Annotated in this window: 13 protein-coding genes; 6 read left to right on the forward strand and 7 right to left on the reverse strand. The window is 51.9% G+C overall.

From position 1 onward, the window contains the following. Positions 1-43: 43 nt before the first annotated feature. On the forward strand, positions 44-553 hold the full coding sequence (locus WKJ04_RS08500; RefSeq protein WP_337841677.1) for a hypothetical protein: 510 nt from the start codon (positions 44-46) through the stop codon (positions 551-553). Beyond that, the gene (locus WKJ04_RS08505; protein WP_337880030.1) at positions 550-2,133 is read left to right on the forward strand and encodes a GMC family oxidoreductase; all 1,584 of its coding nucleotides are present in this window, start codon (positions 550-552) and stop codon (positions 2,131-2,133) included. Before WKJ04_RS08500 ends, WKJ04_RS08505 begins: the two co-directional genes overlap by 4 nt. Positions 2,134-2,140: 7 nt before the next feature. On the opposite strand, the gene WKJ04_RS08510 is transcribed toward WKJ04_RS08505, so the two are convergent. The 3 genes from WKJ04_RS08510 to WKJ04_RS08520 form a co-directional block, all read right to left on the reverse strand. After that, positions 2,141-2,269, reverse strand: coding sequence for a DUF3149 domain-containing protein (locus WKJ04_RS08510; protein ID WP_337841675.1), 129 nt, complete (start codon positions 2,267-2,269; stop codon positions 2,141-2,143). Positions 2,270-2,361: 92 nt separating this feature from the next. Beyond that, positions 2,362-2,838, reverse strand: a complete 477-nt coding sequence (locus WKJ04_RS08515) for a TIGR02444 family protein (protein WP_337880031.1) — start codon at positions 2,836-2,838, stop codon at positions 2,362-2,364. Beyond that, positions 2,831-4,735, reverse strand: coding sequence for an ATP-binding cassette domain-containing protein (locus WKJ04_RS08520; RefSeq protein ID WP_337880032.1), 1,905 nt, complete (start codon positions 4,733-4,735; stop codon positions 2,831-2,833). Before WKJ04_RS08520 ends, WKJ04_RS08515 begins: the two co-directional genes overlap by 8 nt. 89 nt (positions 4,736-4,824) lie before the next feature. Here WKJ04_RS08520 and WKJ04_RS08525 point away from each other — a divergent pair, with 89 nt between their 5' ends. Continuing rightward, the gene (locus WKJ04_RS08525; RefSeq protein ID WP_337841716.1) at positions 4,825-5,025 is read left to right on the forward strand and encodes a YheV family putative zinc ribbon protein; all 201 of its coding nucleotides are present in this window, start codon (positions 4,825-4,827) and stop codon (positions 5,023-5,025) included. 17 nt (positions 5,026-5,042) lie between these two features. On the opposite strand, the gene WKJ04_RS08530 is transcribed toward WKJ04_RS08525, so the two are convergent. Continuing rightward, the gene (locus tag WKJ04_RS08530) at positions 5,043-5,270 is read right to left on the reverse strand and encodes a SlyX family protein (RefSeq protein WP_337880033.1); all 228 of its coding nucleotides are present in this window, start codon (positions 5,268-5,270) and stop codon (positions 5,043-5,045) included. After that, the gene (locus WKJ04_RS08535) at positions 5,267-6,250 is read right to left on the reverse strand and encodes a hypothetical protein (protein WP_337880034.1); all 984 of its coding nucleotides are present in this window, start codon (positions 6,248-6,250) and stop codon (positions 5,267-5,269) included. Before WKJ04_RS08535 ends, WKJ04_RS08530 begins: the two co-directional genes overlap by 4 nt. Positions 6,251-6,348: 98 nt before the next feature. Here WKJ04_RS08535 and WKJ04_RS08540 point away from each other — a divergent pair, with 98 nt between their 5' ends. Further along, positions 6,349-7,107, forward strand: coding sequence for an FKBP-type peptidyl-prolyl cis-trans isomerase (locus WKJ04_RS08540; RefSeq protein WP_337880035.1), 759 nt, complete (start codon positions 6,349-6,351; stop codon positions 7,105-7,107). Positions 7,108-7,229: 122 nt separating this feature from the next. On the opposite strand, the gene WKJ04_RS08545 is transcribed toward WKJ04_RS08540, so the two are convergent. After that, a complete protein-coding gene (locus tag WKJ04_RS08545) occupies positions 7,230-7,856 on the reverse strand; it encodes a c-type cytochrome (RefSeq protein ID WP_337841669.1) in 627 nt (208 codons plus the stop codon). 182 nt (positions 7,857-8,038) lie between these two features. Here WKJ04_RS08545 and yihA point away from each other — a divergent pair, with 182 nt between their 5' ends. Next, complete coding sequence (gene yihA / locus WKJ04_RS08550) at positions 8,039-8,674, forward strand: ribosome biogenesis GTP-binding protein YihA/YsxC (RefSeq protein ID WP_337841668.1); 636 nt, start codon at positions 8,039-8,041, stop codon at positions 8,672-8,674. Between the two features lie 749 nt (positions 8,675-9,423). On the opposite strand, the gene polA is transcribed toward yihA, so the two are convergent. Then, positions 9,424-12,210, reverse strand: coding sequence for a DNA polymerase I (gene polA / locus WKJ04_RS08555; RefSeq protein ID WP_337880036.1), 2,787 nt, complete (start codon positions 12,208-12,210; stop codon positions 9,424-9,426). 518 nt (positions 12,211-12,728) lie between these two features. On the opposite strand from polA, the gene WKJ04_RS08560 reads away from it, so the two are divergent. Continuing rightward, a complete protein-coding gene (locus WKJ04_RS08560) occupies positions 12,729-13,127 on the forward strand; it encodes a c-type cytochrome (protein ID WP_337880037.1) in 399 nt (132 codons plus the stop codon). The last annotated feature ends 103 nt before the right edge of the window (positions 13,128-13,230 follow it).

Here is a 13,230-nt window from a genome sequence, read left to right on the forward strand (position 1 = left end):
CTCAACAATCTAGGTTCGATTTCCTGGCCGGACCAGAACAATAATGCACAGACGCCAGTTTCTTTTCAGCGCCCTGGCTTTGCTGGTGGGGACCAGCACAGGCCTGGCAGTATACCAGTATCAGCAGGCCGAAGGCAGTGACGACACGGCGACTTTGGTCGTAGATGCATTGCTGCCAGCCTTATTGCTTGGTGCTTTGCCGGACGAGCCGGCTCTGGCAACGCAGCAGCTGCAACACAGCCGTCAGGCCGTGCTGGACTATCTGCCTTACCTGTCACAGAGTCAACAGCAACAGCTGCAACAACTTTTTGTGGTGCTGGAGACAGACTTACTCCGGCTGGCACTGACCGGGCACTGGTTGTCGTTGGCCCACTTGCCTCTGGGCGATCGGCTGGCGCTGCTGGACAGCTGGCGCAACAGCTACCTGCACCTGCTGCAGCAGGCTTATGCTGGCTGCAAAGAACTGTTACTGGCGGCTTATTATGGCAACCCGGCAACGTGGCACGCGCTGCAGTATCAGGCCCCGCTGTTGAACCCGGAGTCCAGCCTGTGAGCAAAAATCGAATCGCCGACGGTATAGCTGCGGGTTGGCGTTACCTGGATGCCCGCAGCCTGACCGAAACACAGACACTGCAGGCCGATGTCGTTATCGTTGGCTCGGGAGCGGGCGGGGCCACGGCCGCAGAGCAGTTGAGCCGCGCGGGTCTGCAGGTGATACTGCTGGAGATGGGGGGCTTGCTGGAAGGTGGCCAGTTTCAGCAACAGGAACGTTGGGCTTATCCGGCGCTGTATCAGGATGGCGCAGGCCGTAAAACGGCCGATCAGGCCATCAGCATTTTGCAGGGCCGCACTGTAGGTGGCTCCACCACGGTAAACTGGACCACTTCTATTCGCACACCGGAACCGACCTTGGACTATTGGCGTGCGCAGTTTGATTTGCCATTTAGCAGCGCCCAGCTGGCACCTTATTTTCAACAGGCCGAGCAGCGGCTGAATATTCAGCCTTGGGCGCTACCCGCCAATGCCAATAACGATAAACTCCGCCAGGGCTGTGAACAGCTGGGCTGGCATTACAGCCTGATCAGCCGCAATGTCAAAGGCTGCGCCAATTTGGGTTATTGCGGTATGGGTTGTCCGCTCAACGCCAAACAGTCGATGCTGGTCACTGCTGTGCCTGCGGCTATGCAGCATGGTGCTCTGTTGATCACCCATCTGAGTGCCAGGCGCCTGGTTTGGTCTGGCTCCGCTGTGCAGGCGCTGGAGGCCGTGCCGGTCGATCAGTATTTCAAAGCCAAAGCCAGCCCTGTACTGCGATTCGAGGCCAGGCATTTTATTCTGTCGGCCGGGGCTATTGGCTCTCCAGCCTTGTTGCTTCGTTCCGAAGCGCCCGACCCGTACCGGCAACTGGGGAAACGCACCTGTCTGCACCCCAGCCTGATTTCCGGCGCTTTGTATGACGAACCCATTTTTGGCCATAGTGGGGCTCCTCAGTCGGTCTATTCGGACCAGTTTGTCTGGCCAGAGGATGATCAGATGGGGTTTAAACTGGAAGCAGCCCCTGTACACCCTGTGTTGATGGCGTCAAAGCTGATTGGCCACGCAGAGTCGCATGCTGCGCTGATGCGGCAGTTTAACCAGTTGCAGGTGTGTATTGCTTTGCTGCGGGATGGCTTTCACCCGGACAGCCAGGGCGGCGAAGTACGTCTGGACAACGCAGGCGAACCCTTGTTGCATTACCCACTGACACCTTACCTGTGGCAAGGCGCCCGCAGGGCTCTGCTGGCCATGGCGGAGCTGCAGTTTGCTGCAGGAGCCAAGGCGGTGTTGCCTATGCATCAGCAGGCGCAGCACTATCACAGCTGGGCGCAGGCCAAAGCCGCTATTGCCGGTCTGCAGCTGGCGCCCTACCAAAGCATTTTGGCCAGCGCCCATGTGATGGGAGGGTGCGGTATGAGCACAGACCCGGCCAAAGGGGTGGTGCGCCCAGACGGTGGTCACCATCAATTACATAACCTGTCAGTGCTGGATGGCTCCATTCTGCCCAGCAGTCTCGGGGCCAACCCGCAGCTGAGCATTTTTGCGCTGACTTTATGGCAGTTGGAACAGCTGCACCATCAACTGGCCGCAGGCTGAGCCGGCACTATTCGTTATGGCTGGTTTTGTATAAGAAATAAGCTGCATAAAACAGACAAAGTCCAATCACCAGCGCCAAGCCGCTGAATGAGATAAAAATGACTGGGTCTTGCAGAAATTGTTGCCAGACAGACATGGTCGTGCTCCTTCGCTGTGGATACAAACCCAGCTTAATGAAGAAGAAGCATGGCTGAACTGATGTAGATCAAAATCTGCCACAGGTGGCAGTTACAGGGCGGCCGCTTGTTGATACAGATCAAAAATATACGGCTGCAGCTGCAAGGTCGGGGCCTGTAATAACTGCAGGTAGCGGGTCAACAGCTCAGCTTTGGGAGCAGTCACGTCAGCGTCAGGCAACTCTGCGTAGTGCTGCAGCAACAGCTGCTGCTCCAGTTGTTCTGCCGCCAGCTCAGAGCGGAGCAACTGCTTGCGAAAAGGCGTCTGGACCGCTGGATCCAGCCAGGGGGTTGGCACAGCGCGGCGCACAACGCGCAACGGCTGAGTGATCTGCCGACTGAACTGCTGCAACTGTTGTTGCAGCGACATTAAGCCTGTTTCAGACAGCGGCTGTTGCTGCCGGTGTAAAAACAGCAGAAATAACGCCAGGTTGATGTTCAGTCCGTACTGGTCCTGCCAATGCAGCCACAACTCTTTGTTGGGGCTGTACAAGGCCAGGCTGAACTGCCAGAACTGGTCTTTATCCATTGTTTTGTGCCCAGAAGGCCTCATTTTGCTGTTCCCACTCTTCCTGTGCGGCAAACCAGTCTTCTTCGGTTTGTTGCAGTGCTTTTTGCTGCTGTTGCTGTTCAGTCAGCAGACGGGTTAAGTCGGCTTTGCGGCTGGCGTCGTACAGGCTGGTATCGGCCAGTTGCTGCTCAATGGCTGTCAGCGCCTGTTGCAACTTGTCTTGTTGTTGCTCCAGCTTCTCAATTTTTTGTTTCAGTGGCCGCAGCAGATTACGCAGCTCAGCTTCCAACCGCTTTTGATCTTTACGTTGCACCGCACTGCCAGCGGCTTCGGCCTTGGGTTCGGTGCTGGCTTTTTGGTCCTGCTGCAGCCACTGATAATAATCCGCCAGATCGCCGGCAAAAGGGGCCACTTTGCCATGCGCCACCAGATAAAACTCGTCTGTGGTGCTGGCCAGTAAATGCCGATCGTGCGACACCACCACAATAGCACCTTCAAAGCTTTGCAGTGCCATCACTATGGCTTCGCGCATGTCGAGGTCCAGGTGGTTGGTCGGTTCGTCCAGCAGCAGCAGGTTCGGGCGCTGATACACCAACAAGGCCAGCACCAGTCGGGCTTTTTCGCCACCAGAAAAAGGTGCACAGGCTTCCAGCGCTTTGTCACCATGAAAACCAAAACCACCGAGGAAATCCCGCAGATGCTGTTCGGTGGCCTCCGGTGCCAGCCTGACCAGGTGCTGCAAGGGGGAATCCTGCGGCCGCAGTGTTTCCAGCTGGTGTTGGGCAAAATAACCGATAGAAACACCGCTGGCGTACCACAGCTCACCCGCCTGTGGAGCTAAAGAGCCGGACAGCAGTTTAATCAACGTCGATTTACCGGCGCCGTTGCGGCCCAACAAGCCGATACGGCTGCCAGGCAATAACTGGAAATTAATTTGCTGCAATATGCTGGTGTCCGCATAACCGGCTTTGACGTTTTCCAGTTTCAGCAGCGGGTTGGGTAAAGCGCGTGGTGGTAAAAATTCAAACTTGAACGGGGAGTCGACATGGGCCGGTGCCAATAAGGTCATACGCTCCAACGCTTTGATCCGGCTTTGCGCCTGCTTGGCTTTGGTCGCTTTGGCTTTAAAGCGGTCGATAAACTGCTGCAGGTGCGCCACCTGACGCTGCTGTTTTTCGTAGTTCGATTGTTGCTGCGCCAGGTGTTCAGCCCGCTGACGCTCAAAGGCGCTGTAGTTGCCTTTGTACAGGGTCAGGGTCTGGTGTTCGATATGCACAGTGCCATCGACCACAGCGTCGAGGAAATCCCGGTCGTGGCTGATCAGCAACAAGGTGCCGTCATAACCGGCCAGGTATTTTTCCAGCCAGAGTACAGCGTCTAAATCCAGGTGGTTGGTCGGTTCATCCAGCAGCAACAGTTGGGCAGGTTGCATCAGGGCGCGGGCCAGGTTCAGCCGCATCCGCCAGCCACCGGAAAATGACTTCACAGGGTGTTGCTGGGCTGCGCCGGAAAAACCCAGGCCATCGAGCAAAGTGCCAGCTTTGGCTTCGGCACGGTACCCGTCCAGCGCTTCAATTTGATGGTGCACTGCGGCCAGGTCAACAGAACCATCTGTCACTTTCAGTTGCTGCAATAAGGGGTACAGCTGGCTGTCCCCCTGCAGCACATAATCCATGGCACTGATGTTCAGAGCTGGTGTTTCCTGCGCTACTGTGGCGATGCTCCAGCTGGACGGAATATTGACCGACCCGGCGTCCGGCTGCAGCTTATGCTGCAGCAGTGCAAACAAACTGGATTTGCCGCAGCCATTGGCGCCAATTATTCCGACGCGCTGGCCGGGAAATACGGTAAGATTAGCATCCTTCAACAGGCATTTAATGCCGCGGCGAAGTTCAAGTTGGTGCAGCTGGATCATAAAACGGGGTCCCGAACAAACTGGGCCTGAGCGCAGGCCAACCATCAGACATCTGACAAAAAAGCGAATTGTAGAGTATGAACACGACAATCCGGAAGAAAAAACGTTTTATTGCTGGCGCAACCTGCCCTGAATGCAAAGCCGTCGACACCATGATGTTGTTTCAGGAAAACAATGTGGAAAAGGTGGAATGTGTGCAGTGCCATTACCAGATGGTACAGCCTGAACAGCAGGTTGCTAAGCAGGCGCGTCCTGCTGAACAGGTGATCGGGGTGTTTAAACCCGAATAAGAGGCCAGCAAAGTTGCTTAATAATGCGGCGGTGGTGGTTCTTCTTCTGGCCTGAGAATATCGCTGTTGTCACTGCGGCTCAGTTTTTCTGCGAGCAGCAACACCTGTCGCTGCAGTTTTTCAATGCGTTTCTGGTGCTCCAGCAGTTCATTGTTCAGCGCCAGCACGGCGTCTTCCTGAAATGCCAGTTTACTTTCTAAATCAATGATCTGCTGTTGCAGTTCATTGGTGTCGGCTTGTGTCATTTGTGGATCTCCCATACTTCGGCTACGCCACTGGAACTTTCACTGAGGATCTGGTGGTTGGATAAAAAGGCCACTGCATGTACCACAGCACTGGCCGGTCTGCTGTTCAGAATGGCCCGGACCTGCCATTGCTGGACTTTTTCACCAGTTTGCACATCCCACAGCGCCAAGGCACGGGACGGCGACCCTGTCACTAGATAACGGCCATCCGGGCTAAATCGGGCTGCGGTAATGATTTGCGCTCTGGACAGTTTCAACTGGCTGATTTGTTTGCCTGTTTTTAGATCCCAGATAAACGCAGTGACTTCACTGCCTGCGGTAAAAGCGTAGCGGCCCTGTTGGTCCAGTACTACTTTGGTCACCCGATTCGGGTGCGGGAAACTGTATATGATCTGCGCGCTGCCGGTATCCCAGAAATAGGCATGATGATCATTGGCCCCGGTCAGTGCAAAACGGCCATTGGCAGACAAATCCACTGAGTTAACATTTTCAGTATGACCGAGAAACTCCAGCCGTCGTCCGCTCGCCAGGGTGACATGCTGTATTTTGCCATCACTCTGGCCAATCAGCAGACTTTGGCCATTATCCGCCACGGCCAGATCACGGATTGTGGCATCCTTGATGGACCAGAAACCAAGGTTTTTACCGTCACTCATCTGCCAGAGGGCAAAATTCTGACTGTCTGCCGTGACGAGTGAGCTGCCATCCGGACTGACACTCAATGCGAGGATTTGATTGTCGGCCTGCCCCTGATGGTTCAGCTTGTATAACGCGGTGTCGCTATGAATGTCCCAGACGGTCACGCCGCTGTCGACAGAGGATACAGCAACCTTGTTGCCCGCCTGGTCAATACTGGCGGCATAAGAGGGATTTTCACTGTGCAGGACCTGTCGGACGGGCTCTGGCTGAACTTTGTCACAACCAAGCAGACCAATGACCAAGAAAAGCGACAGATATTTCGCACCATGGGTTAACGTCATTCGCACAAACCGTTAGTATAGGACCGTGGTTTCACACCTTTAGACTTATTAAAACATACTTTTGGCAGCTCAACCTGCGTAATTTATCGGAGAACTACATGCGCTTAATGACTAAGGTATCGCTGATTGCGGTAGCCGTCTTCACTTTATCTGCTTGCAACAAAGAAGCAGAACAACCAAAACCCCTGACTCTGGACACAGACGCAGCCAAACAATCGTACAGCCTGGGTGTATCAGCTGGCCGTTTTATCGACAGCACTATCAAAGAGCATGAGAAGCTGGGTTTACCTCTGGCTTCTGACGTGATTCTGCGTGGTATTCAGGACCAACTGGCAGGTAAAGCGCAGTTGACTGAAGAAGAAGTGCAGAAAGTAATGATGGCTTTAGAGCAAACTGCCCGTGAGAAACAAACTGAACTGGCGAAAGCTCAGGCCGAGCAAAACATTGCTGCAGGGAAAGCTTACCTGGAACAAAATGCTAAGAAACCAGGCGTAACAGTGACAGAATCTGGCCTGCAGTATGAAGTAGTGCAAGCTGCTGATGGTCCAAAACCAAAAGCGACGGATGTGGTGCGTGTGCATTACACTGGTACACTGACTGACGGTACTGAGTTTGACAGTTCCAAAGAGCGTGGCCCGGCACAGTTCCCGCTGAATCAGGTGATCAAAGGCTGGACTGAAGGTGTGCAGCTGATGAGCGTTGGCTCCAAGTTCAAGTTCACTATCCCAAGCGATTTAGCCTACGGTGAGCGCGATATGGGCACTATCCCGGCGAACAGCGTGTTGGTATTTGACGTTGAGCTGTTAGGCATTGGTGAAGAAGAGCCAAAAGCTGAAACCCCGGCAGAAAGCAAATAAGCCGGATGAATAAACAAAAAAGCCTGCACACTGATGCAGGCTTTTTTGATGCTGAATTTTATTTTTTGATGTTTAGTAAAAAGCCAGTGCAGAGACTGGCTTTTCTGACTGACGCTGCACTCTTAATGCAGACCACCAAGGTATTTGGACAAGATTTCAATGTCTTCGTCGGTCAGCTTTTTAGCCACATCACGCATCATGCCATTCATATCATTGGCACGAGTGGCACCGCGGAAGGATTCCAGCTGAGTTTTGATATAAGCGGCATGCTGGAACGAAATTTTTGGGAAACCCGCCAGACTGTGACCGACACCCCGTGGACCGTGACAAGCAATACACGCAGCAATACCACGTGCTTTATCCCCAGAGCGGAATAATTTTTCACCTTTAGCCACCACATCTTCAGGAGTGCTGCCAGGCTTCATGGTTTGGCCAGAGTAATAGACAGCCAGGTCTTTCATGTCCTGCTCAGACAAAGCTGCAACCATACCGGCCATCACAGCGTTGTTACGGCCTTGTTTGCCACCGGTTTCTGCACCCAGCTTAAATTCTTTTAACTGCTTAAAAATATAACCTGCATGCTGACCAGCAATTTTGGGATACATATCGGTTGGGCTGTTACCATCCGGGCCGTGGCAGGCAGCACAAGTAGCTGATTTGGTTTTTCCTGCTTCTGCATTGCCGTCCAATGCATAAGCTGAACCCACTAGACCTAAAAATAGCGTGAGTGGAAGTGCGAATTTTTTCATTTTTTTCCGTCTCTGTCCGCGATGACCCACCAGCAAGCTGGCAACCAAGTTGTGAATGACCTTATAATTTTTGCCTATTTTACACGATTCTGGCGTACTGAGAATCCCATAAAGTGGAGTAATGCTTCTGTGGATCGGCAGGATCCGTTACACTAACGCAAAATTTTCTATCGGAGCAGGCTGTGTACAAAGCCTTAATCAATTATCAGAAAGCCAGTTTTCTGACCAGCGCCCCAGACATTAAAGCATTACCAGCGGATACTGGCATTGAAGTTGCGTTTGCCGGTCGCTCCAATGCAGGCAAGTCCAGTGCGTTAAATACACTGACCCGGCAAAAAAGTCTGGCCCGTACCAGTAAAACCCCGGGACGGACTCAGCTGATTAATACTTTTACGCTGGGAGAGAACCAGCGCCTGATCGATTTACCTGGTTATGGCTATGCCCAGGTGCCACTGGAGGTCAAACTGAAGTGGCAAAAATCTTTAAGTGAGTATTTGGTGAAACGCGACAGCCTGAAAGGTTTGGTGGTGCTGATGGATATTCGCCACCCGCTCAAAGACCTGGATCAGGATCTGATCCATTGGGCGGTGCAAAGCCAATTGCCAGTCTTATTACTGCTGACCAAAGCGGACAAGTTAAGCCCTGGACCACGAAAAAAAGTGTTGCTGGAAGTGCGGGAAGCGTCATTAGCCTTTATGGGGGATGTCACAGTGCAGGTGTTCAGTTCGTTAACCAAGTTAGGTTTGACAGAATTGGAGCAGGTGCTGGATCACTGGTTTTACCCGCAGGGCCTGGAAGGGCAGACCCAAAGCCTCTGAGCACAGCTCAATCCACAGGGGCTTCAGGCCCCTGTGGATATCAGTATTTTCTTCCCGGAATTTCAATCCTTTGTAATCTGCAGCCAAACAGTGACCCAAGACACACGTTGTCGGGGGCATGGTAAGTTTTCAGATTTACAGTGCGCAAAATAAAGAAAACCGGCCTTTATGGGGCCGGTCATAGCAAACGGGGAGAAGCTATTCAATAATTTCAAATCAACAGGGTGTCTTGTTTGACAAGACATCTGCATTATACACAGAATTTTTCATGTTTGAAGTATTTGCTCTAGAAAATCTAATTTTATTTCATAATTTCGTTATTTTAGCGAACGACAGACAAAAAAAACGCCCCACTGCAAGCAGTGGGGCGGCTAATAAAGCCTTTCTTTCTGGTCATTAACTCGGCAAAACTGCCTGTTAGTGCTGAAAGATAGAACATCTTACCTCTGTACCCTACGTTTTGAATTCTACAACTGTTGAATAAAAAAGCAAGGCGAAGTTTGTAATTAAACTACAGAATTTCTGTTTTTAGCATGCGAAACAGCTGAAATGTAACCCAATTACTCAGCAGGAACGGCTTAACACAAGCAAAATCAGGCGAAGGATGTTGAAAAAGCTGCAAGGATGGGCTGGCATAAAAAAGCCCCGGATATACCGGGGCGGAAGGTCAACATACCAGGAATGGGCATTCACACATCTGTTCAGATAATGGCGGAGCCGTGAAGTTCACTGGTTCGGTAAAAATATTTTTAGTGTGCCTGATCCCAGTTCGGCCCAAAACCGGCTTCTGCCAGCAAAGGCACGTCCAGACTGGCGGCAGACTCCATCAGCTTTACCAATTCGGCCGTAATTGGCTGAAGTTGTTCGGTTTTCACTTCAAACACCAGTTCGTCATGCACCTGCATAATCATTAGTGCATGCTGCTGCTGTTGTTGTTGCAGCCACTGGTCCACCAAAATCATCGCCCTTTTGATAATGTCGGCGGCGGTGCCTTGCATAGGGGCATTGATAGCAGCCCGCTCAGCGGCCTTTTTTCTGGCCATATTCTGGGCATTGATTTCCGGCAGGTAGAGACGGCGGCCGAATAAAGTTTCGACATAACCTTGGTCATGTGCCTGAGCCCGGGTGCGCTCCATATAGTTCCGCACACCAGGGAAACGTTCAAAGTACAGGTCAACATACTGTTGGGCTTCTGAGCGGCTGATATCCAGTTGCCGGGCCAGACCAAAAGCGGACATGCCATAAATCAGACCAAAATTCACGGCTTTAGCGCGGCGGCGCTGCTCGGTGCTGACTTCATCCAGACTGACGCCAAAAACTTCTGCTGCTGTGGCCCGGTGAATATCTTTGCCTTGGGCAAAGGCATTCAGCAACGCCTGATCTCTGGACAGATGCGCCATGATCCGCAATTCAATTTGCGAGTAGTCAATTGCCAGAATGGTGTAACCATCCCGGGCAATAAAGGCCTGGCGGATACGCCGGCCTTCTTCACTGCGGATTGGAATATTCTGCAGGTTAGGTTCGGTGGAGCTTAAGCGCCCGGTTGCCGCGACCGCCTGATGATAAGAGGTATGAACCCGGCCGGTTTCGGCATTCACCGACAATGGCAGCTTGTCAGTATAAGTAGATTTCAGCTTGCTCAGACCCCGGTGTTCCATAATCAACTTGGGAAATTCGTAGTCATGAGCCAGCTCCACCAGCACTTCTTCTGCGGTGGATGGGGTGCCTCCCGGCGTTTTTTTGATCACCGGCAAGCCCATTTGTTCAAACAGAATTTCTTGCAGCTGTTTGGGGGAGGCCAGATTAAATTCCTTACCTGCCAATTGGTAAGCTTGTTGCTCCAGTTCGCCAATGCGTTCGGCCAGTTGCTGGCTCTGCTGCTGCAGCAACTGCGGGTCAATCCGTACGCCCTGGCGTTCCATGCGTGACAACACACTGAGCAGTGGAACCTCGATCTCGGTCAGCACTTTGGCTTGTTCGGTATTTTCTGCCAGCTGTGGCCACAATGTCTGATGCAGGCGCAAGGTGACATCGGCGTCTTCAGCAGCATAAGCTGTGGCCTGCTCAATGGCTATCTGATTGAACGTCAGTTGTTTTGCGCCTTTGCCGGCTATGTCTTCAAAGCTGATGGTTTTATGGCCCAGATACTTCAGTGCCAATGAATCCATGTCGTGACGTGAACCTGTGCTGTTAAACACATAAGACTCCAGCATGGTGTCAAACTGAATGCCCTGCAGTTCGATGCCATAACGGGCCAATACGCTCATATCGTATTTCAGGTTTTGACCCACCTTGGCTGCTTTGGCGTTTTCCAGCCAGGGCTTGAGTGCTGACAGGACGTGCGCACGGTTTAACTGTTCCGGCGCACCAACGTAATCATGAGCCAACGGCAGATAACAGGCGTCACCCGGCGCAAACGCAAAAGACATACCGACCAGTTCAGCCACCATATAATCCAGGCTGGTGGTTTCAGTATCCAAAGCGACCAGCTCGGCCTGCTGCAGCCGCTGAAGTAACTGGTCAAAGGCGTCCTGTGTCAGGATGCAGCCATAGGCTGGGGTGGCCGTAGCGGATTGCTCTGTCGCAGGCAATTCGGGTTGTGCTTCGGCGTCGCCAAATAAACTGGCTTGTGCAGGACCTGTTGATTTTTCCTGGGCAGACAACACTTCACTGAGCCAGCGTCTGAATTCACAGTCTTTGTATAGTTCGGCCAGAGTTGGCAAATCTGCGCTGGTGATTTTTAACTGCGCTTCATTCAGGTCCAGCTCCACATCGGTTTTGATGGTGGCCAACTGGTAAGACAATGCCAGTTGTGGTTGATGTTCACGCATTTTGTCGGCAATGGTTTTACTGCCCCGAAAACCCAAAGCGGCGATGTCATCGAGGCGTTGGTACAGCTGTTCAATCGACCCTATGCCTTGTAGCAGGGCTAAGGCTGTTTTTTCACCGACACCGGGTAAACCTGGAATATTGTCGACTTTGTCACCCATCAGGGCCAGATAATCAATAATGAGGTCTGGGGCTATACCAAACTTCTCGCGCACGCCGTCCGGATCTAACAGGGTATCTGTCATCGTATTGATCAGCGTGACCTTGTCCGTCACCAGCTGCGCCATGTCTTTATCGCCGGTGGATATCAGGACGTGCCGGCCCTGCTGGCTGTATTGCACCGCCAGAGTGCCAATCACATCATCAGCTTCAACACCGCTGATACAAAGCAAAGGCAAACCCATGGCCTTAATAATTTTATGCAAAGGTTCAATCTGACTACGCAGATCATCTGGCATTGGTGGCCGGTTGGCTTTGTAATCGGCATACATGTCGTTGCGGAAAGTTGGCCCCTTGGCATCAAATACCACCACCATTTCGTCCGGCTGGTATTGCTTCAACAAACTTTTCAGCATATTGACCACACCATATATGGCGCCGGTGGCTTCGCCACGGGAGTTGGTCAGGTGTGGTGGCGAGTGATAGGCACGGAATAAATACGACGAACCATCCACCAGGATCAGTGGATTTTGTGGGACTGAGGCCATAACGGATTATCCTGAAAACATTTTAGTTAGCATGCCATAACATCAGGATCGGAGCCAGCTTCATGCGGGTATGGAAAGCTGATTAATCTGTGGATAACTTTGTGGAAAGACAATAGGGTTTATACAGCGTTTGCCGTAACAGACACTGATAGGTTATTTGTATGTGTTTGTTTTTAAAAGAAAAAGAAGGGTTAAACTGCTTATTCCCTTATTGTTTTTCTTATACATCCAATTGTGAATATTTTTTCGGAGCTGGCGACCCTGTCAAAGTGGGAGGTGGGGTAAGGCCAAAACCGGACAAACAGACTACCACAATCATCATCGTTGCATAGGCCTGAGCAGAACTTTTTTTAGATAAAAAAAGAGTGAAAGAAATACCTCGTTATAATGATTTTGCTCAAAGAATTGGCATGTATTTCGTCGCAAATGAAACCCCAACAAATACAGGGGCTTCCACTGGTCAGGCTGGCAACGCTATAATGCCCCAAAACTAACAAGGCTTTGAACGGGATCCACAGATGAAAAAATTAACGCTCGCCCTTGCCCTGATCACTTCTGCTGCCCTGGTCAATGCAGTAGCTCAGGAAGCCGATAATGACGCACTGAAGAAACGTCTGGAGCCTGTAGGTCAGGTGTATCTGGCTGGTGCCGAAGCTGCAGCAGACACAGGCCCGAAAGGCCCACGTTCTGGCGAACAGGTTTATCAGGGCGCTTGTTTTGCCTGCCATGGCACTGGTGCTCTGGATGCTCCGAAAAAAGGTGATGCGGCCTGGAAGCCTCGTTTGGCGCAAGGAATGGATGTGTTGCTGAAGCATGCTGTGGAAGGTATTCGTTCCATGCCACCACGCGGTACCTGTGGCGACTGTTCTGACGAAGAGTTGGCTGCAGCCATTAAATTCATGACTGACGGCGTATAATTTTTACGCTGCAAAAAAAGCCGCCTCAGTTGCGGCTTTTTTTATTGCGCCAACTCTGCTGGTCTCGGACATCAGCGGTTGTATGGTCTTTGATTCTGAGCAA

The sequence above is a fragment of the Rheinheimera sp. genome, assembly GCF_037442345.1.
GTDB lineage: Bacteria > Pseudomonadota > Gammaproteobacteria > Enterobacterales > Alteromonadaceae > Pararheinheimera.

What these genes read in the sequence shown, in the direction of transcription:
- WKJ04_RS08500 (WP_337841677.1), top strand. Translation starts at nt 44, where the DNA reads ATGCACAGACGCCAGTTTCTTTTCAGCGCCCTGGCTTTGCTGGTGGGG.
- WKJ04_RS08510 (WP_337841675.1), bottom strand. Translation starts at nt 2,269, where the DNA reads ATGTCTGTCTGGCAACAATTTCTGCAAGACCCAGTCATTTTTATCTCA.
- WKJ04_RS08515 (WP_337880031.1), bottom strand. Translation starts at nt 2,838, where the DNA reads ATGGATAAAGACCAGTTCTGGCAGTTCAGCCTGGCCTTGTACAGCCCC.
- WKJ04_RS08520 (WP_337880032.1), bottom strand. Translation starts at nt 4,735, where the DNA reads ATGATCCAGCTGCACCAACTTGAACTTCGCCGCGGCATTAAATGCCTG.
- WKJ04_RS08530 (WP_337880033.1), bottom strand. Translation starts at nt 5,270, where the DNA reads ATGACACAAGCCGACACCAATGAACTGCAACAGCAGATCATTGATTTA.
- WKJ04_RS08535 (WP_337880034.1), bottom strand. Translation starts at nt 6,250, where the DNA reads ATGACGTTAACCCATGGTGCGAAATATCTGTCGCTTTTCTTGGTCATT.
- WKJ04_RS08540 (WP_337880035.1), top strand. Translation starts at nt 6,349, where the DNA reads ATGCGCTTAATGACTAAGGTATCGCTGATTGCGGTAGCCGTCTTCACT.
- WKJ04_RS08545 (WP_337841669.1), bottom strand. Translation starts at nt 7,856, where the DNA reads ATGAAAAAATTCGCACTTCCACTCACGCTATTTTTAGGTCTAGTGGGT.
- polA (WP_337880036.1), bottom strand. Translation starts at nt 12,210, where the DNA reads ATGGCCTCAGTCCCACAAAATCCACTGATCCTGGTGGATGGTTCGTCG.
- WKJ04_RS08560 (WP_337880037.1), top strand. Translation starts at nt 12,729, where the DNA reads ATGAAAAAATTAACGCTCGCCCTTGCCCTGATCACTTCTGCTGCCCTG.